General features: G+C 72.8%; 25 protein-coding genes. 9 read left to right on the forward strand and 16 right to left on the reverse strand.

What is annotated here, in order from left to right; genetic code table 11:
• Positions 1 to 175: 175 nt before the first annotated feature.
• The 3 genes from AB0A97_RS09820 to AB0A97_RS09830 all read right to left on the reverse strand — a co-directional run bounded on the left by AB0A97_RS09820 (position 176) and on the right by AB0A97_RS09830 (position 2,673).
• A complete protein-coding gene (locus AB0A97_RS09820) occupies positions 176 to 781 on the reverse strand; it encodes a MarC family protein (RefSeq protein WP_073758457.1) in 606 nt (201 codons plus the stop codon).
• Between the two features lie 259 nt (positions 782 to 1,040).
• Positions 1,041 to 1,895: a PHP domain-containing protein gene (locus AB0A97_RS09825; protein WP_361146964.1), complete on the reverse strand. Its 855-nt coding sequence runs from the start codon at positions 1,893 to 1,895 to the stop codon at positions 1,041 to 1,043.
• 139 nt (positions 1,896 to 2,034) lie between these two features.
• Complete coding sequence (locus tag AB0A97_RS09830; RefSeq protein ID WP_030020315.1) at positions 2,035 to 2,673, reverse strand: DUF6758 family protein; 639 nt, start codon at positions 2,671 to 2,673, stop codon at positions 2,035 to 2,037.
• A gap of 216 nt (positions 2,674 to 2,889) precedes the next feature.
• On the opposite strand from AB0A97_RS09830, the gene AB0A97_RS09835 reads away from it, so the two are divergent.
• The gene (locus AB0A97_RS09835; protein WP_361146968.1) at positions 2,890 to 4,206 is read left to right on the forward strand and encodes an MFS transporter; all 1,317 of its coding nucleotides are present in this window, start codon (positions 2,890 to 2,892) and stop codon (positions 4,204 to 4,206) included.
• A gap of 146 nt (positions 4,207 to 4,352) precedes the next feature.
• Here the strand turns inward: AB0A97_RS09835 and AB0A97_RS09840 are convergent, their stop codons facing one another.
• Positions 4,353 to 4,949, reverse strand: a complete 597-nt coding sequence (locus AB0A97_RS09840; protein WP_361146970.1) for a suppressor of fused domain protein — start codon at positions 4,947 to 4,949, stop codon at positions 4,353 to 4,355.
• Between the two features lie 509 nt (positions 4,950 to 5,458).
• Between AB0A97_RS09840 and AB0A97_RS09845 the strand changes: the two genes are divergently transcribed.
• Together AB0A97_RS09845 and AB0A97_RS09850 are read left to right on the forward strand one after the other, a co-directional pair.
• Positions 5,459 to 6,601, forward strand: a complete 1,143-nt coding sequence (locus AB0A97_RS09845) for a magnesium and cobalt transport protein CorA (RefSeq protein WP_361146973.1) — start codon at positions 5,459 to 5,461, stop codon at positions 6,599 to 6,601.
• Positions 6,602 to 6,651: 50 nt separating this feature from the next.
• The gene (locus tag AB0A97_RS09850; RefSeq protein WP_361146976.1) at positions 6,652 to 7,221 is read left to right on the forward strand and encodes a hypothetical protein; all 570 of its coding nucleotides are present in this window, start codon (positions 6,652 to 6,654) and stop codon (positions 7,219 to 7,221) included.
• Between the two features lie 55 nt (positions 7,222 to 7,276).
• On the opposite strand, the gene AB0A97_RS09855 is transcribed toward AB0A97_RS09850, so the two are convergent.
• Genes AB0A97_RS09855 through AB0A97_RS09865 form a run of 3 tightly spaced genes read right to left on the reverse strand, consistent with a single transcriptional unit; the run spans position 7,277 to position 8,691 of the window.
• Positions 7,277 to 7,675 carry a hypothetical protein gene (locus tag AB0A97_RS09855; protein ID WP_361146979.1) on the reverse strand — a complete coding sequence of 133 codons (399 nt, stop codon included), beginning with the start codon at positions 7,673 to 7,675 and terminating at the stop codon, positions 7,277 to 7,279.
• On the reverse strand, positions 7,672 to 7,956 hold the full coding sequence (locus tag AB0A97_RS09860; RefSeq protein ID WP_361146982.1) for a hypothetical protein: 285 nt from the start codon (positions 7,954 to 7,956) through the stop codon (positions 7,672 to 7,674). The genes AB0A97_RS09855 and AB0A97_RS09860 overlap by 4 nt, the downstream gene beginning before the upstream one ends.
• A gap of 42 nt (positions 7,957 to 7,998) precedes the next feature.
• Positions 7,999 to 8,691 (reverse strand): hypothetical protein, encoded by a 693-nt coding sequence (locus tag AB0A97_RS09865; RefSeq protein WP_361147398.1) that lies wholly within the window; start codon positions 8,689 to 8,691, stop codon positions 7,999 to 8,001.
• 382 nt (positions 8,692 to 9,073) lie between these two features.
• Here AB0A97_RS09865 and AB0A97_RS09870 point away from each other — a divergent pair, with 382 nt between their 5' ends.
• The 3 genes from AB0A97_RS09870 (at position 9,074) to AB0A97_RS09880 (ending at position 12,233) form a co-directional block, all read left to right on the forward strand.
• Positions 9,074 to 10,372: a CBS domain-containing protein gene (locus AB0A97_RS09870; protein ID WP_361146985.1), complete on the forward strand. Its 1,299-nt coding sequence runs from the start codon at positions 9,074 to 9,076 to the stop codon at positions 10,370 to 10,372.
• On the forward strand, positions 10,362 to 10,952 hold the full coding sequence (locus AB0A97_RS09875) for a DUF1003 domain-containing protein (RefSeq protein WP_361146987.1): 591 nt from the start codon (positions 10,362 to 10,364) through the stop codon (positions 10,950 to 10,952). Before AB0A97_RS09870 ends, AB0A97_RS09875 begins: the two co-directional genes overlap by 11 nt.
• Before the next feature lie 120 nt (positions 10,953 to 11,072).
• Positions 11,073 to 12,233 (forward strand): P-loop NTPase, encoded by a 1,161-nt coding sequence (locus AB0A97_RS09880; protein ID WP_361146989.1) that lies wholly within the window; start codon positions 11,073 to 11,075, stop codon positions 12,231 to 12,233.
• Positions 12,234 to 12,359: 126 nt separating this feature from the next.
• On the opposite strand, the gene AB0A97_RS09885 is transcribed toward AB0A97_RS09880, so the two are convergent.
• The 5 genes from AB0A97_RS09885 to sigE form a co-directional block, all read right to left on the reverse strand.
• Entirely contained in the window at positions 12,360 to 13,085 is a 726-nt protein-coding gene (locus AB0A97_RS09885; protein WP_361146992.1) for a hypothetical protein, read from the reverse strand.
• Between the two features lie 127 nt (positions 13,086 to 13,212).
• Entirely contained in the window at positions 13,213 to 13,707 is a 495-nt protein-coding gene (locus AB0A97_RS09890) for a sec-independent translocase (protein WP_361146995.1), read from the reverse strand.
• A 146-nt stretch (positions 13,708 to 13,853) separates the two neighbouring features.
• A complete protein-coding gene (locus AB0A97_RS09895; RefSeq protein ID WP_361146998.1) occupies positions 13,854 to 15,971 on the reverse strand; it encodes a trypsin-like peptidase domain-containing protein in 2,118 nt (705 codons plus the stop codon).
• A gap of 137 nt (positions 15,972 to 16,108) precedes the next feature.
• On the reverse strand, positions 16,109 to 17,122 hold the full coding sequence (locus tag AB0A97_RS09900) for a zf-HC2 domain-containing protein (protein WP_361147001.1): 1,014 nt from the start codon (positions 17,120 to 17,122) through the stop codon (positions 16,109 to 16,111).
• Entirely contained in the window at positions 17,119 to 17,808 is a 690-nt protein-coding gene (gene sigE, locus AB0A97_RS09905) for an RNA polymerase sigma factor SigE (protein WP_030020300.1), read from the reverse strand. Before sigE ends, AB0A97_RS09900 begins: the two co-directional genes overlap by 4 nt.
• Before the next feature lie 276 nt (positions 17,809 to 18,084).
• On the opposite strand from sigE, the gene AB0A97_RS09910 reads away from it, so the two are divergent.
• Positions 18,085 to 18,768 carry an O-methyltransferase gene (locus AB0A97_RS09910; protein ID WP_030020299.1) on the forward strand — a complete coding sequence of 228 codons (684 nt, stop codon included), beginning with the start codon at positions 18,085 to 18,087 and terminating at the stop codon, positions 18,766 to 18,768.
• A gap of 266 nt (positions 18,769 to 19,034) precedes the next feature.
• On the opposite strand, the gene AB0A97_RS09915 is transcribed toward AB0A97_RS09910, so the two are convergent.
• A complete protein-coding gene (locus AB0A97_RS09915) occupies positions 19,035 to 19,202 on the reverse strand; it encodes a DUF3117 domain-containing protein (RefSeq protein ID WP_125045128.1) in 168 nt (55 codons plus the stop codon).
• A 314-nt stretch (positions 19,203 to 19,516) separates the two neighbouring features.
• Between AB0A97_RS09915 and AB0A97_RS09920 the strand changes: the two genes are divergently transcribed.
• Positions 19,517 to 20,317, forward strand: coding sequence for an enoyl-CoA hydratase-related protein (locus AB0A97_RS09920; RefSeq protein WP_361147006.1), 801 nt, complete (start codon positions 19,517 to 19,519; stop codon positions 20,315 to 20,317).
• A gap of 42 nt (positions 20,318 to 20,359) precedes the next feature.
• Here AB0A97_RS09920 and AB0A97_RS09925 read toward each other — a convergent pair whose 3' ends face one another.
• A complete protein-coding gene (locus AB0A97_RS09925) occupies positions 20,360 to 20,968 on the reverse strand; it encodes a DNA-3-methyladenine glycosylase I (protein WP_361147009.1) in 609 nt (202 codons plus the stop codon).
• Positions 20,965 to 21,405, reverse strand: coding sequence for a DivIVA domain-containing protein (locus AB0A97_RS09930; protein WP_361147012.1), 441 nt, complete (start codon positions 21,403 to 21,405; stop codon positions 20,965 to 20,967). The genes AB0A97_RS09925 and AB0A97_RS09930 overlap by 4 nt, the downstream gene beginning before the upstream one ends.
• An 89-nt stretch (positions 21,406 to 21,494) precedes the next feature.
• On the opposite strand from AB0A97_RS09930, the gene folP reads away from it, so the two are divergent.
• The gene (folP, locus tag AB0A97_RS09935) at positions 21,495 to 22,394 is read left to right on the forward strand and encodes a dihydropteroate synthase (protein ID WP_361147015.1); all 900 of its coding nucleotides are present in this window, start codon (positions 21,495 to 21,497) and stop codon (positions 22,392 to 22,394) included.
• 21 nt (positions 22,395 to 22,415) lie between these two features.
• Here the strand turns inward: folP and AB0A97_RS09940 are convergent, their stop codons facing one another.
• Entirely contained in the window at positions 22,416 to 23,168 is a 753-nt protein-coding gene (locus tag AB0A97_RS09940; RefSeq protein ID WP_361147018.1) for a TIGR00730 family Rossman fold protein, read from the reverse strand.
• Between the last annotated feature and the right edge of the window lie 33 nt (positions 23,169 to 23,201).

Here is a 23,201-nt window from a genome sequence, read left to right on the forward strand (position 1 = left end):
CGACCCCCTACCGGAGACACACTGGTGGGCGGCCCGCGAACAGGCCGGGCGCCCGGCCCCCCCCCCACCAACCGTTGCGGGGGGGGCGCTGCGCGCGCCCGCCCCCGGCCGGGCGCGCCGGGCGCCCGGAACCGTCGACGGCTCGACCGGCCCGGCGCCCCGGCGCGCCGACGGCTCAGCCGCCGCGTACGACCTGCATGACGCCGTTGATGATCTGCTGCACCGCGAGCGCGGAGAGCATCATGCCGGCCAGCCGGGTCACCAGCACGACCCCGCCGTCCTTGATCACCCGGATGATGACCAGCGAGAAGCGCATCACGAGGTAGAGCACCACATGGATGGCGGCGATCGCCGCCCACACCGACAGTTCCCCGCTGATCCCGTCCGCGTGCTGCACCGCGAGGATCACCGAGACGATGGCCCCCGGCCCCGCCAGCAGCGGCATCCCCAGGGGCACCAGCGCCACATTGACGTCCTTGGTCTGCGTGGGCTGCTCCGACTTGCCGGTCAGCAGGCTGAGCGCGACGAGCAGGAGCAGCAGCCCGCCCGCGATCATCAGCGCGGGCGGGGTGATGTGCAGCCGGCCGAGGATCTGCTCGCCGAAGAGACCGAAGACGGCGATGACGCAGAACGCGACGGTGGCCGCCTGCCAGGCCATCTTCCGCTGGACCTTGGCGGGGCGGCCGGAGCTGAGGGCGAGGAAGATCGGGATGATTCCCGGTGGATCCATGATCACGAACAGGGTGACGAAGAGCGTACTGAAGACAGCGAAGTCGAACACAGTGATGGCCTTGCGAGAGGTGGTACGAGAGAGCGGTGTGACGAGAGAACAGCGGTAGGAGAGAGCGGCGGTACGGGAGGGAAAAGGCGGAAGCGTGGTGCGAGAGAGGGGAGCGCGCGTGGCCTCACGCGCGCGGGCGCGTGAGCGGGCGGCAGTGGCCCGGACAGGGCACGGCGGGGCGAACACCCGCCGGCCCGGAGCACGAACGTGCCCGTCCGGCCGGGACGGGGACCTGCCCGCCGGCCGGAGCGCGGTACGGTCAGCCGCCCGCGCCGGGAACGGGGAAGGCGCCGAAGGCACGGCGCACGATCTCGCCGTATATCTCGGGGTCGGTGCTGTACTCGCCGAGCGCGACGGTCTTGCGGCTGCCGTGGTAGTCGCTGGAGCCGGTGGTCAGCAGGCCGAGGTCGGCGGCGAGTCCGCGCAGCCGGGACCGCGCGGCGTCGTCGTGGTCCATGTGATCCACCTCGACGCCGTCCAGCCCCGCCGCCGCCAGCTCGGCGATGACGTCCTCGGGGACGGTGCGGCCGCGCTTGACCGCCAGCGGGTGGGCGAAGACCGTCACCCCGCCCGCGGCCTTGACCAGGCGGATGGCGTCGAACGGGTCCAGCTCGTGCTTGTCGACGTAGGCCCGGCCGTCGTTGGCGAGCCACTGCGGCGTGAAGGCGTCGGAGACGGTCTCGACGACGCCCAGTTCCACCATCGCGGCGGCCACGTGCGGCCGCCCCACGGCGCCGTCGCCGGCGATCCGCGCCACCTGTTCCCAGGTGATCGGGACGCCCAGTTCGCGCAGCTTGGCCACCATGCCGCGGGCCCGCGGCACCCGGTCGTCACGGACCAGTTCGCGCTCCCGGGCCAGCTCGGGCTCCTCGGGGTCGAAAAGGTACGCCAGCATGTGCATGCTCACCCCGCCGACCCGGCAGGACAGCTCGGCGCCGGTGACCAGGGTGAGCCCCTCGGGCAGCGCGGCCCGGGCCTCGGCGTGGCCGCCCACGGAGTCGTGGTCGGTCAGCGCGACGACGTCCAGCCCGGCAGCGGCGGCGTTGCGCACCAGCTCGGCGGGGGTGTCCGTACCGTCGGAAGCAGTGGAGTGGGTGTGCAGATCGATGCGCACGACGCTGAACTCCAGACTGCTGCGGGGCCGGCCAGGGGACCTCAGAAGGATACCGGCCGCCCGCCGGACCCTCGAACACACGCCCGCGCGGGCCGGCCACCGGCCCCGCAGAAGCCCAGGGAGCCGGTGGCCGCCCTCCTCACGTGAGCAACCGCGGCGACAGCGCCCCGCACGGCAGCAGATCGACCTCGGCGCCGGCGTCCCGCAGGTCGGTGAGGACCAGCTCGTCGTAGAGCAGCAGCCCCGACTCGGCGGGCCAGACCACCGCCCACAGCCACAGCCCGCGCGCCTCCCCGGCGAAGACCGCCCGGTCCTCGGGCGCCCCTTCGACGTGCCACAGCGGGGTCGGCCGCCCGGCCGCCAGCACCTTCACGTGCGGCGGCTTGTTCACGCACATGTGCGGGCCGGGGTCGGGGCCGTCGATGCCCGCGTACCGCGCGCCCAGGCCGACGCCCAGCTCCTCCGCGATCAGCAGCAGCTCACCGGGCCCGCCCAGCGGTCCCGGCCCCGAGCAGGCCACCGCGGTGGCGCGCCCGCCGCTGCGGTCGTCGCCCGCGCAGGACACGCCCGTGAACAGCCAGCCGACGGGCAGCGGCCACGGCATCCACACCGGCACCCGGGCCCGGCGTACGACCACGGCCAGCGCTTCGACGCTGGGCGGGACGACCGGTTGCAGAGGGTGCACGGTGCCGTGCACGCCGCACTGCCAGGAGTCGGCAAAGAGACCGGGCGCCCGCACCCGGCCACCGCACTTCGGGCAACTGGGTTCGCCCCTCATAGAGCCCCACGGTCCTCCCGGCCGGGCGCCGCGTCAAGGACGATCACCCATCCGGCGTCCCGGGCCGGTGGGCCAGCCCTCGGACCAATTTAGTTGTAGCTTGCATTCTTTAGGTCGGCTAACTTATTGTGTGCAGACAGCAACGTTCCGGTGGGCACGCCGGACGCCCCCGGGGACCGGGGGCTCGCGCCACCCGAGCAGAAAGGGGACAACGGCATGTCGGCACACGGCAAGAGCGGCCACGGCGGCGGCGGAGACGATCCGTTCGACGAGGGCGGCACCGGCATCCTGCGCCAGCCGATGGCCGTCTGGGCCACGGCGGGCGCCTCGGTCGTCGCCTTCATGGGCATCGGCCTCGTCGACCCGATCCTGCCCTCCATAGCCAAGGGCCTGCACGCCTCCACCAGCCAGGTCTCCCTGCTGTTCACCTCCTACTTCCTGATCACCGCGGTCGCGATGCTGGTCACCGGCTTCGTCTCCAGCCGGATCGGCGGCCGTAAGACGCTGCTCGCCGGGCTGGCGCTCGTGGTGGTCTTCGCGGCCCTGTCCGGCACGTCCTCGTCGGTCGGCGAACTGGTCGGCTTCCGGGCCGGCTGGGGCCTCGGCAACGCGCTGTTCGTCTCCACATCGCTCGCCGTCATCGTGGGTGCGGCGAATCCCATAGGGGCATCGCGAAGCGATTCGGCCCGGGGCGGTGGCGGGCGACGGGCGGGCGGGAGCGCCGCGGCGATCCTGCTGTACGAGTCGGCGCTCGGCCTCGGCATGGCCTGCGGGCCGCTGCTCGGCGCGGTCCTCGGCGACATGAAGTGGCGCTACCCCTTCTTCGGCACCGCCGTCCTGATGGCCGTCGGCTTCATCGCCATCATGGTCCTCCTCGAGGAACAGCCCCGGCCGGCGCGCAAGACCTCGGTACTGGACCCGATCAAGGCCCTGGGCCACGGCGGGCTGGCCTCCGCCGCCGTCTCCGCGTTCTTCTACAACTACGCGTTCTTCACGGTGCTGGCCTTCACGCCCTTCGTGCTGGACATGAGCCCGTACAAGTCCGGCGGGGTCTTCTTCGCCTGGGGCGTTCTGCTCGCCGTCTTCTCCGTGCTGGTGGCGCCGCGCCTCCAGGAGCGCTTCGGGTCGCTGAGGGTCCTGGGCGGCTCACTGGTCCTGCTCGCCGTCGACCTCCTGGTCCTCGGGTACGGCAACCACGTCACGGCCGTCGTCTGCACGATCCTGTCCGGCGCCTTCATCGGCCTGAACAACACCGTCTTCACGGAGCTGGCGCTCGGCGTCTCCGACGCGCCGCGGCCGGTGGCGAGCGCGGGCTACAACTTCGTGCGCTGGTTCGCCGCCGCGGCCGCCCCGTTCCTGGCGCCGAAGATCGAGGAGTGGACCGACATCCACATCCCGTTCGTGGTCGCGGCCCTGGCGGCGCTCGTCGGCGCGGGCATCGTGGCCGTACGGCGCCGGGCGCTGACCGTACGGGCGCACGAGCTGGAGCCGCGGCACGCCACCGAGGACGGTGTGTCCGCCTTCGCCAACTGACGGTCCGCACCACCGCGGTACGGCGCGCCGCCCACCCGGGCCGGCGCGCCGTCAGGCCGACGCCGCTCCCGTACGCCGTCAGGCCGACGCCACTCCCGTACGCACCGGTGCGGCTCCCCCTCTGAACATCGACTCCACCCGCACCGCTATGCCAGCGCCACCCCTGTACGCAGCGGATCGCGCAGGTCCGTCCCGCCCTTGAGCCACCGTTCCTGGAGCGCCTCGGCGCCGTGCACCCGCTTCCAGGCGGCCTCGTTGGGCGTCATCGGCAGCAGGGGGAGGAAGCGGACCGGGTCCAGCGGCTCGTCCAGCTCCAGGTCCTCCACCAGACCGCCGGGCTCCGCGACCAGTACGGAGGTGAAGGGGGCGCCCGGCCACAGCGGCTCCCCCACGTCCAGCGACGCCCCCGGCGCCACGATCACGCCTTCGACCTGCGGGGAGGCGGCGAGCACGGCGAGCGGCCGCAGCACCTTGTCGACGTCGGCGCGGCCCGCCTTGACCGACAGCACCAGTTCGGCGCGCGGGCCGCGCAGCGGGTCGGCCAGCACGGCCGTGGGGTCGGTCATCGGCCGGTCCGACATGCCGAGCGTGACGTAGCGCACCAGATCGCCGTCCGGGCCACCGCCGGTGAAGCGCAGGACCTCGACACGGTCGGTGCCGAGGAAGGTGACGGCGGCGCGCGCGTCCGGCTCGCCCAGGGTCGTGCGCAGGCGGGCTTCGACCAGATCGAGAACGTCAGACATGCCGCGAGCATAGGCCCGGGTCCTGGCCCGGCCGCAGCCGCCCGGCGGCCCGTCCCGCCGCCCGTGGCGGCCGTTCGTATGGAACGGGCAAAGGCGCGCCGGATCGGTTCTGACGGCTGATAGCCTTGCCGTCTGGTCAGGGAATGACGTTCGTCCCCCAGCGGGGACCGGCCGGAGGAGGTGGGGCTGCGGTGGATCCAAGTCGACCGTGCAGTACCGACAGTTCTCCTGTCATCCCCCAGCGCGCCCAGCGGCTTTCTTGATCCAGGGGCTTCCGTACCCCTGCCGCACGCGGTGAAACCCGCTAAGTGCCTTCGCGCCGGAAACAGATGACGGAAGAGCGCCTTCGACTCTCGTTTCCGTGTTTTCTGCGAACTGCCGTCAGACCTGCGCACGGAGCGCCGCCCGCTTTGCGGACGTACGGCCAGCGCCGTCTTGTACGTCCTCGTTCCGGGCAGCGTTACGCCGCGCGCCCGCGGCTGGCGGCCGGCCCGTGAAGGAGCCTGCCCATGTCGATGATCCGCGACCTGCGTGCCGCCGTCCGCCCCTCCCGCCGGCGTGAGGACTCCCCGTACAAGTACGAGACCGACCCGCACCAGGCGGCGCACACCAACAGCGCCATCGTGGACTGCGGCGTCTACCGTGACGGCCGGCGCGTCAGCGACCACGTCACGCCGTCCCAGGCGATGGCGGGCGTACGCAGCGACGGGGGCTTCACCTGGATCGGGCTGCACGAGCCCACCGAGGCGGAATTCGCCGAGATCGCTCGGGAGTTCGGGCTGCACCCGCTGGCCGTGGAGGACGCGGTCCACGCCCACCAGCGGCCCAAGCTGGAGCGGTACGACGACACCCTGTTCACCGTCTTCAAGACGGTCCACTACGTCGAGCACACGGAGCTGACCGCCACCAGCGAGGTGGTCGAGACCGGCGAGGTGATGTGCTTCACCGGCCGGGACTTCATCGTGACCGTGCGGCACGGCGGCCAGGGCTCGCTGCGCGCCCTGCGCCACCGCCTCCAGGACGACCCCGAGCTGCTCGGCAAGGGCCCGTCCGCGGTGCTGCACGCCATCGCCGACCAGGTCGTGGACGGCTACATCGCGGTGGCCGGCGCGATGCAGGACGACATCGACGAGGTGGAGATCGACGTCTTCAGCTCCGGCTCGGACGGCAAGAACGCGGGCGCCGGCAAGGGCGCGGCGAAGGGCGGTGGCGACGCCGCCGGACGGATCTACCAACTCAAGCGCGAGGTCCTGGAGTTCAAGCGGGCCGTGTCGCCGCTGCTGCGGCCGATGCAGGTACTGAGCGAGCGGCCGATGCGGCTGGTCGACTGCGACATCCAGAAGTACTTCCGGGACGTGGCCGACCACCTGGCCCGGGTCAACGAGCAGGTGCTCTCCTTCGACGACCTGCTCAACTCGATCCTCCAGGCCAACCTGGCGCAGGCGACGGTGGCCCAGAACGAGGACATGCGCAAGATCACCTCCTGGGCGGCGATCTTCGCCGTACCGACGATGATCGCCGGGATCTACGGCATGAACTTCGAGTACATGCCCGAGCTGAAGTGGAGGTACGGCTACCCGCTCGTCCTGCTCGTCACGGTCGGCATCTGCTTCGGCATCCACCGCGGCTTCAAGCGCAACGGGTGGCTGTGAGAGGGCTGAGCGGTCCGGGCACCACGCGCGCCGCCCATTAGGCTGATCCCATGACGGACACCGTGTCGCAGGCGCTGCTGGACCGCGCGCTCATCGAAGAGGCCACGAAGAAGTCCGGCCTCATCTGGGTACGGGGCGCCACCGGCCCGGCGCGGGCCCTGTGGCACGTCTGGCACGACGGCGCCGCGTGCGTCGTCGGAGCGGGCTCCGGCCGTACGGACGGAGTGGCCGACCCGGCCGACGAGCAGCCGCTGCACGACCTCGGGCTGACCGACGGCGGCACCGCGACCGTCACCCTGCGCAGCAAGGACAAGGGCGGCCGGCTGGTCGGCTGGCAGGCCCGGGTCACCGAGCTGGAGCCGGACAGCGAGGCGTGGCAGGCCGCCGTGGAAGACCTCAAGGGCAAGCGGCTCAACGCGCCGGACGCGGAGACCATGCCGCGCCGCTGGGCGCGCGAGTGCCGCGTCCTGCGCCTGGAACCGGTCGCGGACACGTCGGCCACCACGGCCTTCGGCGACGACTCCCGGGCCGCGCGCCCGCTCCCCACCCCGGTCACGACCCGCGAGCCCGTTCCGGCGGCGCTGCCCAAGCTGCTGCGGGGGAAGCGGCGCGGGCGCTGAGGGGCACACCTGGACGGCCCGGCGCACCGCTGCTCCGGCCTGGGCCGACTGCCCGTCAGTGGAAGCCGAGCATGCCGGGTGAGTCGATGTCGACGGTGACCACGCCGGGCGGGTAGGCGTCCTCGTTGCCGGTCAGCAGGATGGGCATGCCGGTGAACTCGGGGCGCGGCAGTGCGCAGTAGAGGGCGTGGCAGGTGTCCGGGCCGCCGTAGCCGTCGCGAATCATGGTGCCGACGCTGACAGCGGCCATCGTGTCGAGGCTGTCGACGACCACTGAGGAAAAGGCCAGGACGCGCTGCGCGAGGTTCTCTTCACCGGCTTCGGCCTGAGTGAGGCACAGAGCGGGGATGTTCAGACGCTCGCCGGGGGTCTCCGCCATATTGCCGGCCAGGAGGTTCAGCGTCTTGTGGCCGCCGGCGAGCGCCATGACGGCGCTGGTGTCCAGGATGATCACGTTGCGACGCCCTTGGCCGCCCGGACCTTCTCAGCAGCGATCTTGTAGATGTTGCCGAGCACGTCGGGGGCTTGCTCGAACTCTTCGTCGCTGATGGCCACGCCCATCATGCGGCGTACGGCTTCCCGGTCGGCGGCCAGCCGCTCGGCCCGCTGCGCTGCCGTCGGCTGCTCCGCGGCAAGCGCTTCGACGAGCTGCCCGATGCTCACACCGCGCTCTCTGGCCAGCTCGGCAAGGTGATCACGGGTCTCTCGCAGAACCTGAATCGTCGTCGTCGCCATAGCCGCAATATAGCCGAACCATGGTACCGACGTGCGCTGCGTTCAGCCGCCCAGCGTGATCGACTTGCCGTAGTCGATGACCTGGCTGTCCGCCGGTGCCTGGATCTCCACCGGCTTTCCCCAGTCGGTGAGACGCACCTCGCCCGCGTCGCCCGCGCGGCGCAGCCGGAGCGGGTAGGGCTCGCCTTCCAGGGAGACGTCGAGGGTGCCGCCCGCGCCCTGGCCGGCGGCGATGCGGATGGTGCGGGTGCCGTCGAGGGTGCTGCGGTCACCGGTGACGAGCTTGCCTTGCAGGCCGAGGAGGCTGCTGAGCAGGACGTCCTTGTCCGTGAAGCCGCTGAAGCGCTTGTAGACGGGGTCCGTGGCCGGCACCTTCACGTACTTGCCGACGAGCTTGGCGACGGCCGTCTCGTCGTTCTTCGACGGATTGGCGTTCTTCTCGCGGGCCCAGAACCCGGCGTCCGCCTTGAGGTAGAGCGCGCCGTCGGCCCGCAGCAACTGGAAGGTGGCCGCGTCGGTGGCGAGTTCACCCCGGGCGCCCTCGGGGCCGAGCCGCAGGTCCAGCTTGTAGGTGCGGCCCTGGCTGACGAGGTGGCCGAAGAGCCGTACCGTTCTGGCGCCGCGGGCGGCCGTCTGCGCCTTGGCCTGGATCTTTTCGGCGGGCAGTTTGCCGACCCCGTTGGTCCCGGCGTCCGGGTCCTCCGTCGAGCACCCCGCCAGTGCCCCGGCGAGCACCGCGCACACCGCCGCCGTCAGCGTCGCCCCGCGCCTGCGACGGGATGCGGCCGGTCGGCGGGAGCAGGCTCCGGCGGGGCCTGCCGAGGGGAAAGCGGTCACGACGGTTCTGCCTCCTGATACGGATGACCTCGACGGCAGTACGGCAGCGTACCCGGGCCCGGGCACGTCGTACGGCGGAGTGCGCGGTGGACACCGTACGGCCCTTTCCGTCGGGGCGGCACCGGGTGGTGCACGTTAGCCTGATTTCGGATCAAGCCCGCCTGAGGGGCTTCACCTGCGGAGAAGCGGCAACACGTAACGCCAGGGAAGAGGGGGCGCGGCCGCGCGGTGGCGCGGCGGCCCGCTACGGCGCAGCGGAACGGAAGCGGAGGCACTCGGCATGGCGGTGGTCACCCCTCGGGTGTTCGTCTCCCATCTCGCGGGCATCGCCGTCTTCGACCCCAACGGCGACCAGGTCGGCCGGGTCCGGGACCTGGTGGCGATGTTGCGGGTGCGCGGCCGGCCGCCCCGGCTGCTGGGCCTGGTCGTCGAGGTCGTCAGCCGCCGCCGGATCTTCCTGCCGATGACCCGGGTGACGGGGGTGGAGTCCGGCCAGGTCATCACCACCGGCGTGGTGAACATGCGGCGCTTCGAGCAGCGCGCGTCGGAGACCCTGGTCCTCGGTGAGCTGCTGGACCGCCGGGTGAGCCTGGTCGAGACCGGCGAGGAGGCCACCGTCCTGGACATCGGCATCAGCCAACTGCCGGCCCGCCGTGACTGGGAGATCGACAAGGTCTTCGTACGGAAGGGGAAGGGCGGGGCGCTGCGCCGCAAGGGAGAGACCCTGACGGTGGAGTGGTCGGCGGTGACCGGGTTCTCGCTGGAGGAGCACGGGCAGGGCGCGGAGAACCTGCTCGCCACCTTCGAGCAGCTACGTCCGGCGGACCTGGCCAGCGCGCTGCACCATCTGACGCCGAAGCGGCGCGGCGAGGTCGCCGCCGCGCTGGACGACGACCGGCTGGCGGACGTCCTGGAGGAGCTGCCGGAGGACGACCGCGTCGAGATCATGGGCAAGCTCCAGGAGGAGCGGGCCGCCGACGTCCTGGAGGCGATGGACCCGGACGACGCCGCCGACCTGCTCTCCGAGCTGCCGGAGGACGAGAAGGAACGGTTGCTCGCTCTGATGCGGCCGGACGACGCGGCGGACGTCCGGCGCCTGATGGCGTACGAGGAGCGCACCGCGGGCGGTCTGATGACGACCGAGCCGATCGTGCTGCGGCCGGACGCGACGATCGCGGACGCGCTGGCCCGGGTGCGCGACCCGGACCTGTCGCCGTCGCTGGCGGCGCAGGTGTACGTGTGCCGGCCGCCGGACGAGACGCCGACCGGCAAGTACCTGGGGCTGGTGCACTTCCAGCGGCTGCTGCGCGATCCGCCGTTCACCCTGGTCAGCTCCATCGCGGACACCGATCTGCCGCCGCTGCCGCCGGGCACCCCGCTGAACGAGGTGACCAGCTATCTGGCGACGTACAACATGGTGGCGGCGCCGGTCGTGGACGAGAGCGGCTCCCTGCTGGGCGCGGTGACCGTCGACGACGTACTGGACCACCTGCTGCCCGACGACTGGCGGGAGGCGGAGATGCACGGGCCGCCGGGCGCGGCAGCGGACCGGGAGGGAGAGCCGGACGATGGGCGCTGAGGAACGGGACGGTGTCAAGGAGCGTGCGCGGGCGCTGAGTGCGGCGCCGGGGCCCGGGACGAGCGGCGGGCGCCCCCGGGTGCGCCTGGACCAGCCGCGCGCGCCCCGGCGCAGTCTGCTGCCGGAGTACGACCCGGAGGCCTTCGGACGGCTGTCGGAGAAGATCGCCCGCTTTCTGGGGACCGGCCGGTTCATCGTCTGGATGACGGTGATCATCGTGGTGTGGATCATCTGGAACGTCGCCGCGCCCGGTCATCTGCGCTTCGACAACTACCCGTTCATCTTCCTGACCCTGATGCTCTCGCTCCAGGCGTCCTACGCCGCGCCGCTGATCCTGCTGGCGCAGAACCGGCAGGACGACCGGGACCGGGTCACCCGCGAGCAGGACCGCAAGCAGAACGAGCGGGCCATCGCCGACACCGAGTACCTGACCCGGGAGGTGGCGGCGCTGCGGCTGGGCCTGGGCGAGGTGGCCACCCGCGACTGGATCCGCTCCGAACTCCAGGACCTGCTGAAGGAGCTGGAGCTGCGTCAGATGGTGGACGCGGAGAGCGAGCAGGAGAGCCGGCGCCGGGAGTAGCGCGGTCACCCGGGGCGGAGAAGGCGGACGAAGTCGGGGGTGGAGCGGGCGCCGGGAGTGACGAACACGACCGTCACCAGGCCTTTCCGGAGGCCGCCACCACCCCCGTAGTCTTGGGGCATGGCTACCGACACGCCCCGAAGCGCAGCGCCCAGCGAGGACGCGGTCCACGCCGCGCTCGCCACGGTGAACGACCCCGAGATCCACCGCCCCATCACCGAACTGGGCATGGTCAAATCGGTGGACATCGCGGCGGACGGCGCGGTGGCGGTGGCGGTCTACCTGACGGTCGCCGGCTGCCCGATGCGCGAGACGATCACCTCGAACGTGCGCGAGGCGGTGGGCCGGGTCGAGGGCGTCACCGGTGTCTCGGTCGACCTGGACGTGATGAGCGACGAGCAGCGCAAGGAGCTGGCGTCGTCGCTGCGCGGCGGCACCGCCGAGCGCGAGGTGCCGTTCGCCAAGCCGGGGTCGCTGACCCGGGTCTACGCGGTCGCCTCCGGCAAGGGCGGCGTCGGCAAGTCGTCGGTGACGGTCAACCTGGCCGCGGCGATGGCGGCGGACGGCCTGAAGGTCGGCGTGGTGGACGCCGACATCTACGGCCACTCGGTGCCCCGGATGCTGGGTGCGGACGGCCGTCCCACCCAGGTCGAGAACATGATCATGCCGCCGTCGGCCAACGGCGTGAAGGTGATCTCCATCGGCATGTTCACCCCGGGCAACGCCCCGGTGGTCTGGCGCGGGCCGATGCTGCACCGCGCGCTCCAGCAGTTCCTGGCCGACGTGTACTGGGGCGACCTGGACGTCCTGCTGCTCGACCTGCCCCCGGGCACCGGCGACATCGCCATCTCGGTGGCACAGCTCGTACCGAACGCGGAGATCCTGGTCGTCACGACCCCGCAGCAGGCCGCCGCGGAGGTCGCCGAGCGGGCCGGCTCGATCGCCGTACAGACCCACCAGAAGATCGTCGGCGTGGTGGAGAACATGTCCGGGCTGCCCTGCCCGCACTGCGACGAGATGGTGGACGTGTTCGGCACCGGCGGCGGCGAGCGGGTCGCCGAGGGCCTGACGAAGACGACCGGCACCCAGGTACCGGTGCTGGGCGCCATCCCGATCGACGTACGGCTGCGAGAGGGCGGCGACGAGGGCAGGCCCGTCGTGCTGACCGACCCGGAGTCCCCGGCCGGCGCGGCCATCCGTGCCATCGCGGGCAAGCTGGGCGGCCGCCAGCGCGGCCTGTCGGGCATGTCACTGGGGATCACCCCGCGCAACAAGTTCTGAGGCGCCCGGCGGCCGGGGACGGCGGCCGGGACAGGCGGAGGGGCGGGCCCGGCGGGCCCGCCCCTTCGTCGTCGTGCGGCGGGCGTGGCGCCGGGCCGTGCCCGTACGGCCCCGGCCGCGCTCGGCTCAGTCCGCCGCCACGCCTTCCGCGGGCACGTCCTCCGTCCGCGTGTCTCCGGTGGCCGCCGGCCTCGTGACACCGTCGCCGCTCTCGTACGCGGCGATGTCCTTGACCACCGCGAAGCCCAGTCCGTACGCGCTCATGCCGCGCCCGTACGCACCGATGTGCACGCCCTCCGGGCCGTCGCCCGCCGACCCGGCGAGCACCCAGCCGTACTCCGACTCCCGGTAGCGGAACGGCGTCGGCACGCCGTCCACCGGCAGCGTCAGCGCGCTCCAGCCCTCGCCGCCGAGGTCGTCCGCCAGTTCCCAGGCGAGCATCGTCTGCTGGTCGAGCCAGTCCTGGCGGAGCGTGCGGTCCATCTGCGTCGGCCAGGTGCGGGAGAGCAGACCCGATCCGGCGAGCCAGGCCGCGGTGGCGGTGGAGGTGGCGTCCAGGACCCCCGTGCCGTCGGCGCTGCGCCGCACGGGGCGGCTGGCGACGGTCACCACGACCGCGAAACGCTCCGAGTCCGGTGTGCTCTCCACCTTTATGGTGGGCTGCTGGCCGTGGCCGGTCGCGCCGTGCTCGACCGTGCCGTCCGCGGCCGCGCCGACCTGCAGCAGCCAGCGGGGACCGGTGAACGCGTCGTCGAGTCCGTACCACGGGAACGCGGCCGACAGATAGCCGTCGACCTTCCGCCCGGTGTCGGCGGTGACCGCCTGAACTCCTGCCCGACCCGTCGTCTCCATCTGCGCGGAGCCTCCTAGTTGCCCTGCGTCGTGGGCGGCCCGCCCCCCTCAGGCGACCTCACCCCGGACACCGGGAGCATAGTCAACCCGTTCGGCACCAGCGGGCATAAGGCTTGCATAAGACGAGTCAGGTGGCATCGGGATCGAACGGAGGGCGCTCGTTCCGGGCCGGCTTCGCGCCCTTGGTGAACAGGTCCGGCGCGGCGGACCCGCCGCCGGAGCCGGTCCCGGCGGCCGGGGACTCCTTGCTGAAGCTCACCCGGGACGCGGACCCCTGGTCGGCGGAGGAGGCGCTGTCGACGCCGTGCACGGCGTCCGTGACCTCGGCCATCTCCTTCTTCAGGTCGAAGCCGTTACGGATCTCCTGAAGGCCGTACTGGTCGTTCTCCAGCACGTGCTTGCGGACGAAGTTCTTGGGCTTCAGGTCCTCGAACTCGAAGTCCTTGAACTCCGGGCCCAGCTCGCTGCGGATGTCTTCCTTGGCGTTGTCCGAGAACGCCCGCACCTTGCGCACGAACCCCATGACATCGGAGATCACCTTGGGCAGCTTGTCCGGCCCGAAGATCAGTACCGCAAGGATCACGAGCGCGACCAGCTCTAGGGGTCCTATGTCGAAGAACACCTTGCAGCTCCTTGGGTCATCCGTGGCCCACCAGGACCTAGGGGGACGTGTCGGGCCTATGGGCCAGGCCGCCTATCACGGTACCTGGCCCGTGGCGTCCGGCGGGAGTCGCCCGTCCCAACACCGGGCAAACGCTCCCGGGGCCGCTACTCCTGGCCGGCCGCGCCGAGGGTCAGCGGGGCGGTCTGCTCCTTGCCGTCGCGCCGCAGGGTCAGCGTGAGCCGGTCGCCCGGCCGGTGGCTGCGGATCTTGATGATCAGCTCCTCGCCGCTGTGCACGGGCTGCCCGTCCACCTTGGTGATCACGTCCCGCGGCTTGATGCCCGCCTTGGCCCCCGGGCCGCCGGGCGTGACGGGGACACCGCCGTCCTTGCTCTGGGAACTGACCCGCGCGCCGTCGCCCGCGTACTCCATCTCCAGCGTGACGCCGATCACCGGGTGCAGGACCTTGCCCTTGTTGATCAACTGCTCGGCCACCCACTTGCCCTGGTTGATCGGTATGGCGAAGCCCAGGCCGATGCTGCCGCCCTGGCCGCCGCCGTCCAGGCCGCCGCCCGAGCTGTCGGCCGCCCGGATGGCGCTGTTGATGCCGATCACCCGGGCCCGGGAGTCGACGAGCGGGCCGCCGGAGTTGCCCGGGTTGATCGGGGCGTCGGTCTGCAGGGCGTCCACGTACGAGATGTCGCTGCCGTCGCCCTTCTTGCCGCCCGCCGTGATGGGCCGCTGCTTGGCGCTGATGATGCCCGCGGTGACGGTGTTGGCGAGGTCGTACGGTGCGCCGATCGCCACGACCGGGTCACCGACCCGGACCGAGTCGGAGTCGCCGAGCGCCAGCGGCCGCAGCCCGGAGACGCCCTGGACCTGCACGACGGCCAGGTCGTAGCCGCCGTCCCGGCCGATGACCTTGGCCTTGGCCGTCTGGCCGCCGCTGAAGGAGACCGATATCTCCCCGCCGGTGCCGGCCGGCTCGACGACATGGTTGTTGGTGAGGATGTGGCCCTGCTTGTCGAGGACGAAGCCGGTGCCGGTGCCCTGCTCGCTGTTGCCGCGTACGTGCAGGGTGACCACGCTCGGCAGCGCCGCCTGGGCGATACCGGCGACGCTGTCCGGCTTGCGGCCGCCCCGGTCGCCGGTGTCCTGCGGCAGCTCGATGCTGCCGAGGCCGCCGTTGCGTTCGATGTACGCGCCGACGCCGCCGCCGACACCGCCCGCCACCAGCGCCAGGATCACCGCGCCCGCGGCCAGCGCGCCGCGGCGGTTGCGCCGGGGGGCCGGTGGCGGCGGGGGTGGCGTGCCCAGGGGCATCGCCGCGCCGTGCTGCGGCGTCCGCCAGGGGTCGTACTGCTGCCAGTGCCCCTGCTGCTCGCTCTGCGGATGGGACGGGTGGGCGTGGTGGGTCTGCTGGGCCTGGGGGGCCTGGTGGGGCTGTCCGTCCACTGTCGCGCCCGGATGCGGCTCCGTGCCGCCAAGGCCGGGCGGCGGGGCGTGCGGGGGCTGCGGCGCGCCGTGCGCCTCGGGCGGAAGCGGGGCGCCGCCGGACGTGTCGTACGCCGCGGGCGGAAGCGGGGCGCGGCTCGACGTGTCGTGTGCCTCGGACGGAGCCTGCGGCGGCTGGGCAGCCGTCGGCGAGGGCTCGGCCTGCGGCATCGGTGCACGGGCGGCGGAGCCCTCGTGCGGCTGCGGGCCCGCGGGGGGCTGCGGCTGGGCCGGGGACGGCTGCTGGGGCGGCGGTACGGGTGCGCCGGTGCCGTACGCGGGCTGCTGTCCGGCAGGCGTCGGCTGTCCGGCAGAGGTCGGTTGTCCGGCAGGCGTCGGCGCCGGGCTCTGCGGCGGAACGCCCGTGCCGTGCGCCGGGGTGGCCGTCGGACGCTGGACCGGCGGCGCGGGGGCCCAGGGCCCGGGGTCGCCGTACGGAGGTGTGCCGTACGGGTCCTGGGGGTGGAGGGGCTGTTGCCGCGGCGGCGCGGCGGGAGGGCCGACCGGCGGTGCGGGGGCGTGCGGCGCGGGCGCCCGGGGTGCGGGAGTGGGCGCGCTCGGCCTGTGGGGCGCGCTGGTGCCCGCCGCCTGCCCGGTGTCCGGTGACGTACCCGGTGCGGCGTCGGCCTCCCCGGGCAGGGCCGTGAATTCCCGGGTGGCGGCGGCCGCTTCGGCGTCGGGTGCCGCGGGGCCGGGCGCGGCGGGCGCCTGTGCCGGCGGCTGCGCGGGCTGCTGCCCCGACCGGCTCCACCAGTTCCGCTTCGGCCCGGCGGCCGTCCCCTCGTCCATGGTCTCCGTGCTCCCCACCGATTCGCCCGCTGTGTCAGGCGGGCACCACCACCTCGCCGGAGGCCCGCCCCCGCGCGGGGGGAACGCCGTCCGGAGAGCGATTCAACCAGGTTCGCGCGGCCGTGCGCAGAGCCCGGTCAGCGCGGGGCGGGGTGATGGGCGGTCATCGCCTCCCGGGAGGCGGGACCGGACGGTACGGCGGGCCCGGCCAGGGGGCGTCCGGCGTCCGCCGAGGGCAGGTACGGGCCGACGACACGGGCGCCGGACAGCGGGGCGGACGCGCTGCCCCGCGCGGGGTGGTACGGCAGGAGCTGACCGGTCTGGAGCGTCAGCGCGGGCAGGGCGGACCGGCCGTCGGCCGGGAACGCGATCTCGGACAGCGGCAGCGTCGGCGCGGGGCGCGCGGCCGACGGCGCCGACGGGCCGGTCAGACCGAGCGAACTGGGGGCCGGCTCCACGGTCGGGCCCGCGTCGGGGAGCGACCGCGCCCAGGGGTGGCCCGTCGCGTACAGCAGGGCCTCGCCGCGGGTCGTTCCGGGCGGGCCGACCGGTCCCGGGGTGGCGCTGAGCGGCGTCATCTGGCTGCCCGTACCGTCGCCGCGGCTGCTCGGGGTGTCGACCGCCGCCTCCAGCGGCAGGGCGCCGCCGAGCGCGAACGCCGCCAGGGACACCGCCCCGGCCGCCGCGAAGGCGAACCGGCGGCGCTGCGGCGCGGGCCGGTCCGGCTCGTGGATACGGAAGCCGCGCGAGCGCGGCTGGCGGGGCACCGCGCCGACGGCACGGCTGCCGGACGGTACGTACCGGAACGAGCCGCCGCGCGCCTCGAAATCGCCGCCCTCGGTGAAGTCACCGCCGAAGGCGCCGCTGCCGAAGCGCCCGGGGCCCAGCCGACTTCCGGAGCCGTCGGCATCACCTCCGGGCAGCCCCTGGAGGCGCGCCAGCAGCCCCTCGGAGGGACCGGGGGGCGCCGTCTCGGCGAAGACGTTCTTCAGCTTCCGCTGGTCGTCGGCCTCCGCCTTGCACTTTCCACACGTAGCGAGATGCGCGAGCACCCGCTCGCGCGCGTCATGCCCCAACTCCCCGTCGACCAGAGCCGCGAGGCGGTCGCCGAGATGATGCTCGGCGGGGGACGGACCGCCTGTACCGCTCACGCGATTCCGACCTCCCCTGTAGTGACCGAAGTGAGCGGCCGCCGGTCGCGCTCGCGTTCCTCGGCGCGCGCCGCCGGGGAGCGGTGCTTGAGCGCCTTGCGCAGGTGGGAGCGGCCGCGGTGGATCCGGCTGCGGACCGTGCCCAGCTTCACACCGAGGGTGGCGGCGATCTCCTCGTACGACAGGCCCTCGATGTCGCAGAGCACCACGGCGGCGCGGAACTCGGGCGCGAGGGTGTCCAGCGCCTGCTGCACATCGGCGTCGAAGTGGGTGTCGTTGAAATGCTGCTGCGGGGAGGGCTCGCGGCTGGGGAGCCGCTCGGCCGCGTCGTCGCCGAGGGCGTCGAAGCGGATGCGCTGGCGCCGGCGGACCATGTCCAGGAAGAGGTTGGTCGTGATGCGGTGGAGCCAGCCCTCGAAGGTGCCGGGGGTGTAGGTCGACAGCGAGCGGAAGACGCGGACGAACACCTCCTGCGTCAGGTCCTCGGCGTCGTGCTGGTTGCCGGTGAGGCGGTAGGCGAGACGGTAGACCCGCGCGCTGTGCGTGCTGACGATCTCCTCCCAGCTGGGCGGGGTCCAGGCCTGCGCATCCGCTTCGGCGGCGAACGTCGCTGTCGTAGCGGTGTCGAAGGCCCCTCCCCTACCCTTGAGGCCGTGGGAGCGGGAACGGTCAGCGGTGTCTGTCACGGATTTCGGCTCGGCGGCCGACCGCCTGAGACGCCTGAGCGCCCATCGGTCACCCGTCGCAGCCGCACCTCCCCTGGTGGCTCTGGTGGTGTCCAGTAGAGCCCCTACCATATCCACCTCGCCCGTTAGCTCCGGATAAGCAGATTTGACCTGCTTTTGGCCTGGCTTCGCGTCATCCCGCACATCTCGTTGGGTCTTCACCGATGCATCCCCCCTGCTGTGCTTCAACGCCCGGTCCCATCTGCGGGTTCCCGCACGCAGCGGATACAGTCACGGTTGCGTCAACTACGGGGACAGGAGAGGGCCATTACCGGCAACCGGCAGACGAGCTTGGCATTCGCCGAGGCGTACGGCGCCGGGACCATCGACGACGAGGCCGACGCCGCCCTGCACTGGTCCCGGGAGCGGGCGCGGGAGGCGGGCATCCGTGCGGTGTCCACCGGCACCGGCACCGCGTTGCGCCTGCTCGCCGCGACGGCCGACGCCAAGGCGGTCGCCGAGATCGGCACCGGCACGGGAGTGTCGGGCATCTACCTCCTGCACGGTATGCGTCCGGACGGCGTCCTGACGACGGTCGACCTGGAACCGGAGCGGCAGCAGTTCGCGAAGCAGGCGTTCCGGGAGGCGGGCTTCGCCGGCAACCGCGCGCGCTTCATCCCCGGCCGCGCCCTGGACGTCCTGCCCCGGCTCGCCGACGGCGGCTACGACCTCGTCTTCTGCGACGGCGACCGCATGGAGTGCCTGGACTATCTCGCTGAATCGTTGCGGCTGCTGCGCCCCGGCGGCCTGGTCTGCTTCGAGGGCGTCTTCGCCGACGGCCGTACGGTCGACTCGGCGGCCCAGCCCGCCGAGGTGCTGCGCCTGCGGGAACTGCTGCGCACCCTCCGCGAGACGGACGCGCTGGTCTCGTCCCTGCTACCGGTGGGCGACGGCCTGCTGTGCGCCGTCAAGCGCGGCTGACCACGGACCGCGGCGCGCACGGCCCGGCCGCCGGAGCGGCGGCGCGACGGGGACCACTGTACGGACGCAAGGCCCGCCGCGGGTGCGGACCGGCCGCACGGGAACGAACACGGCCCCGGTGGGGGGGGGGGCCCCGGGGGCCCCCCCCCCGCCCGCCGGGGGGGGGGGGGGCCGCCGCCCCCCCCCCCCCCCCCCGGGGCCCGGGTATTCGGCTGGGGGTCCAGGGGTCAGCCCCGGGAAACCGCAGCATCAGGGCGGCTGCCCTGTCAGACGGTGACCTTCTCCAGGGCCTCGCTCAAAGCCTTGGCCTCGTCGGGAGTCAGCTCGACGACGAGTCGACCGCCGCCTTCGAGCGGAACGCGCATGACGATGCCCCGCCCCTCCTTGGTCACCTCGAGCGGGCCGTCGCCCGTCCGCGGCTTCATGGCCGCCATGCTCGTTCCCCTTCCTGAAACCAGCTCACGCAGCCGACAACCCAGGTGTCACCGGCATCGAACACATTGCTTCCAGGCCATTATCCCGCATCGCACGACCCGATGACCAACATCGGGGAGCATCCCTTCGGCAACGCGCTCTCGCAAAACCACCCAATTCGGGGAGTGGGCTGCGATACTTCGCCCTCGTCCGGCGTCCGGTCCTCGCCGGTCGTTTGACGTACGTCACATGACGGGCACCGATGATCTCCGGCATCCTGAGCGCTGGCTGCCACTGCCCGGCAGCGCGAGCCGCGACGGAGGGACCCCTCACCATGGCCGACACCGTGCTCTACGACGTGACCGACGGCGTCGGGACGATCACGATCAACCGCCCCGACGCCATGAACGCGATGAACACGGAGGCCAAGGCCGCCCTGCGGGACATTCTGCGCGAGGCCGCCGCCGACCCGGCCGTACGGGCCGTCCTGCTGACCGCCACCGGACGCGCCTTCTGCGTGGGACAGGACCTCAAGGAGCACATCGGGCTGCTGGCCGAGGACCGCGCGACCGGCTCGGGGCAGACCATGAGCACGGTGCGCGAGCACTACAACCCCGTCGTCACGGCGCTCGCCGGGATGCCCAAGCCGGTGGTGGCCGGGGTCAACGGGGTGGCGGCGGGCGCCGGCGCCGGCTTCGCGCTGGCCGCGGACTACCGGGTCGTCGCCGACACCGCCTCCTTCAACACCTCCTTCGCGGGCGTGGCGCTCACCGCCGACTCCGGCATCTCCTGGACGCTGCCCCGCCTGATCGGCCACGGCCGCGCCGCCGACCTGCTGCTCTTCCCGCGCAGCATCTCCGCTCAGGAGGCGTACGAGCTGGGCATCGCGAACAAGGTCGTCCCGGCGGCGGAACTGGCGGCCGAGGCGGCGGCGGTGGCGCGCACGCTGGCCGAGGGGCCGACCGCCGCCTACGCCGCGATCAAGGAATCCCTCGCGTACGGGGCCGGGCACTCGCTCGTCGAGACGCTGGCCAAGGAAGAGGAACTGCAGACGCGGGCGGGCGCCTCGGAGGACCACCACATCGCGGTCGAGGCGTTCGTGAAGAAGGAGAAGCCGACGTTCCTGGGGCGCTGAGGCCGGCCCGGCCGAGGCCCGCGGCCCCGGCCCGGTCGCGCCTCACACCTCCGCCGCCGCCTCCACCGCGTCCCGCACATGGCAGTCCGCCAGATGGTCGTTGACCAGGCCGCACGCCTGCATCGTCGCGTACGCGGTCGTGGGGCCGACGAAGCGGAAGCCGCGCTTCTTGAGGTCCTTGGCCAGCGCCGTGGACTCCGGGGTGACGGGCGCCACGTCGGACAGCGTGCGCGGGGTCCGGCGGGTGCCGCGCTCGGGCGCGTACGACCAGATCAGGCGGTCCAGCTCGCCCGGGGCCAGCTCGGCCGCGACCCGCGCGTTGGTGAGCACCGCGTTGATCTTCGCGCGGTTGCGGATGATGCGGGCGTCGGTGAGCAGCCGCTCGGCGTCCGCGTCGGTGAACCGGGCGACCGCCTCGATCCGGAAGTCCGCGAACGCGGCCCGGAAGCCCTCGCGGCGGCGCAGGATCGTGAGCCAGGACAGCCCGGACTGGAACGCCTCCAGGCTCATCCGCTCGAAGAGCGCGTCGTCGCCGTGGACCGGCCGGCCCCATTCGGTGTCGTGGTAGGTGCGGTAGTCGGCCATTTTCTCCGACTCCATGCCCCAGGGGCAGCGGGGCACCCCGTCCGGAGCCGTGCTCACTCCCGTCATGAGGCGGTCTTCCCCTCTTCCTCGCCCCCGGGGACCGGAGGCTCCGGTGCGGCCGGGCGTTCCCCGGGCCGCTTCCCGTCCCGGTCCCCGGAGCCGTCCTCCGGGCCGTCCTTGATCAGGTCCGGCGGGCCCATCGCCGCGGCGTGCGCGCCCGCGAGGGCCGCCTCCAGCTCGGCGATCCGCGCGTCCCGTTCGGCCAGCTCGGCACCGAGCCGGTCCAGCACGTCGTCGACGTCGTTCATCCGGTAGCCGCGCACCCCCACCGCCAGGCGTACCGCCTCCACGTCGGCGCGGGAGACGGGCCGGTCGGCGGGCAGCGGCTCGTACAGCCGGTCCGGGGCGGCCTCGCCGAGCCCGCCCGCGTCGCCGCCGCCGACCACGGCGAGCGTGACCGCGGCGACCACCACGACCATCGCGATCAGCAAGAACCAGAACACGACCATCTCCCCGAGCTATGTGTTGGCACTGATCGTGCCATGCGGGTGTGACCGTTAGGGTCGCTGCCGGACCAGGAAGAGGAGAAGCAATGCTGCGGCTGGGGAATCGAGAGTTCACCGAGCACGAGCCGGTGATCATGGCCATCGTGAACAGGACCCCGGACTCCTTCTACGACCAGGGAGCCACCTTCACGGACGAGCCCGCGCTCGCCCGGGTGGAGCAGGCGGTGGCCGAGGGTGCCGCGATCATCGACATCGGCGGGGTGAAGGCGGGCCCGGGCGAGGAGGTCAGCGCCGAGGAGGAGGCCCGGCGCACGGTCGGCTTCGTCGCCGAGGTGCGCAAGCGCTTCCCGGACGTGGTGATCAGCGTGGACACCTGGCGGCACGAGGTCGGCGAGGGGGTCTGCGAGGCCGGCGCCGACGTGCTCAACGACGCGTGGGGCGGGGTGGACCCGAAGCTGGCCGAGGTCGCGGCGCGCCACGGCGCCGGTCTGGTGTGCACCCACGCGGGTGGTGTGGAGCCGCGTACCCGCCCGCACCGGGTGGCGTACGAGGATGTGCTGGCGGACATCCTGAGGGTGACGCTGGGACTGGCCGAGCGGGCGGTGGAGCTGGGCGTACGGCGCGACGCGATCATGATCGACCCGGGGCACGACTTCGGGAAGAACACCCGGCACAGTCTGGAGGCGACGCGCCGGCTGGACGAGATGACGCACGCCGTGCCGCGGGACCTCGGCTTCCCCGGGGCGGGGGACACCCCGCTGCCGGTGCTGGTCTCGCTGTCGAACAAGGACTTCGTCGGCGAGACGCTGGACCGGCCGGTCAAGGAACGGCTCCTCGGGACGCTGGCCACGACCGCGGTCTCGGCGTGGCTGGGCGCTCAGGTCTACCGCGTCCACGAGGTCGCCGAGACGCGGCAGGTCCTGGACATGGTGGCCTCCATCGCGGGCCACCGGCCCCCGGCGGTCGCCCGCCGGGGACTCGCGTAGCGCGCTGCCGGGCAGCCGGCGCTACTTCCCGGTCTCCTTGGACACCAGCGCGACCGCCTCGTCCACGTCGTCGGTGACGTGGAAGAGCAGCAGGTCGTGCTCCGACGCCTTGCCCTGCGCGACCACCGTGTCACGCAGCCAGTCGACCAGGCCGCCCCAGTACTCCGTGCCGAAGAGCACGATCGGGAAGCGGGTGACCTTGCGCGTCTGGACGAGGGTCAGCGCCTCGAACAGCTCGTCGAGAGTGCCCATGCCGCCGGGCAGCACGACGAATCCCTGCGCGTACTTCACGAACATCGTCTTGCGGACGAAGAAGTAGCGGAAGTTGACGCCGATGTCGACGTGCGGGTTCATGCCCTGTTCGAAGGGCAGCTCGATGCCCAGGCCGACGGAGACGCCCTTGGCCTCCCTGGCGCCCCGGTTGGCGGCCTCCATCACGCCGGGCCCGCCGCCGGTGATCACCGCGAAGCCGGCCTCCACCAGCGCCCGGCCGAGTTCGACGCCCGTCTCGTACTCGGGCGAGCCGACGGGCGTCCGGGCCGAGCCGAAGACGCTGATGGCGCTCGGCAGTTCGGCCAGTGCGCCGAAGCCCTCCACGAATTCCGACTGGATGCGCATGACCCGCCAGGGGTCGGTGTGCACCCAGTCCGTGTCGCCTTCGGCGGTGTCCAGCAGCCGCTGGTCCGTGGTGCCCTTCTGCACCTGCTCGCGTCGGCGCACCACGGGTCCCAGGCGCTGTTCCTCCCACGCCCGCTCTTCCTCGGGGCTGGCCATATCGTGCTCCCTCCGCTGCCGGTCGGTGTCCGG

It is taken from the genome of Streptomyces sp. NPDC045470 (assembly GCF_040646595.1).
Taxonomy (GTDB): domain Bacteria; phylum Actinomycetota; class Actinomycetes; order Streptomycetales; family Streptomycetaceae; genus Streptomyces.

What these genes read in the sequence shown, in the direction of transcription:
- AB0A97_RS09895 (WP_361146998.1), bottom strand. Translation starts at nt 15,971, where the DNA reads ATGGACGAGGGGACGGCCGCCGGGCCGAAGCGGAACTGGTGGAGCCGG.
- AB0A97_RS09880 (WP_361146989.1), top strand. Translation starts at nt 11,073, where the DNA reads ATGGCTACCGACACGCCCCGAAGCGCAGCGCCCAGCGAGGACGCGGTC.
- folP (WP_361147015.1), top strand. Translation starts at nt 21,495, where the DNA reads ATGCTGCGGCTGGGGAATCGAGAGTTCACCGAGCACGAGCCGGTGATC.
- AB0A97_RS09920 (WP_361147006.1), top strand. Translation starts at nt 19,517, where the DNA reads ATGGCCGACACCGTGCTCTACGACGTGACCGACGGCGTCGGGACGATC.
- AB0A97_RS09840 (WP_361146970.1), bottom strand. Translation starts at nt 4,949, where the DNA reads ATGTCTGACGTTCTCGATCTGGTCGAAGCCCGCCTGCGCACGACCCTG.
- AB0A97_RS09940 (WP_361147018.1), bottom strand. Translation starts at nt 23,168, where the DNA reads ATGGCCAGCCCCGAGGAAGAGCGGGCGTGGGAGGAACAGCGCCTGGGA.
- AB0A97_RS09830 (WP_030020315.1), bottom strand. Translation starts at nt 2,673, where the DNA reads ATGAGGGGCGAACCCAGTTGCCCGAAGTGCGGTGGCCGGGTGCGGGCG.
- AB0A97_RS09860 (WP_361146982.1), bottom strand. Translation starts at nt 7,956, where the DNA reads ATGGCGACGACGACGATTCAGGTTCTGCGAGAGACCCGTGATCACCTT.
- AB0A97_RS09850 (WP_361146976.1), top strand. Translation starts at nt 6,652, where the DNA reads ATGACGGACACCGTGTCGCAGGCGCTGCTGGACCGCGCGCTCATCGAA.
- AB0A97_RS09845 (WP_361146973.1), top strand. Translation starts at nt 5,459, where the DNA reads ATGTCGATGATCCGCGACCTGCGTGCCGCCGTCCGCCCCTCCCGCCGG.
- AB0A97_RS09870 (WP_361146985.1), top strand. Translation starts at nt 9,074, where the DNA reads ATGGCGGTGGTCACCCCTCGGGTGTTCGTCTCCCATCTCGCGGGCATC.
- AB0A97_RS09875 (WP_361146987.1), top strand. Translation starts at nt 10,362, where the DNA reads ATGGGCGCTGAGGAACGGGACGGTGTCAAGGAGCGTGCGCGGGCGCTG.
- AB0A97_RS09915 (WP_125045128.1), bottom strand. Translation starts at nt 19,202, where the DNA reads ATGGCGGCCATGAAGCCGCGGACGGGCGACGGCCCGCTCGAGGTGACC.
- AB0A97_RS09925 (WP_361147009.1), bottom strand. Translation starts at nt 20,968, where the DNA reads ATGACGGGAGTGAGCACGGCTCCGGACGGGGTGCCCCGCTGCCCCTGG.
- AB0A97_RS09885 (WP_361146992.1), bottom strand. Translation starts at nt 13,085, where the DNA reads ATGGAGACGACGGGTCGGGCAGGAGTTCAGGCGGTCACCGCCGACACC.
- AB0A97_RS09835 (WP_361146968.1), top strand. Translation starts at nt 2,890, where the DNA reads ATGTCGGCACACGGCAAGAGCGGCCACGGCGGCGGCGGAGACGATCCG.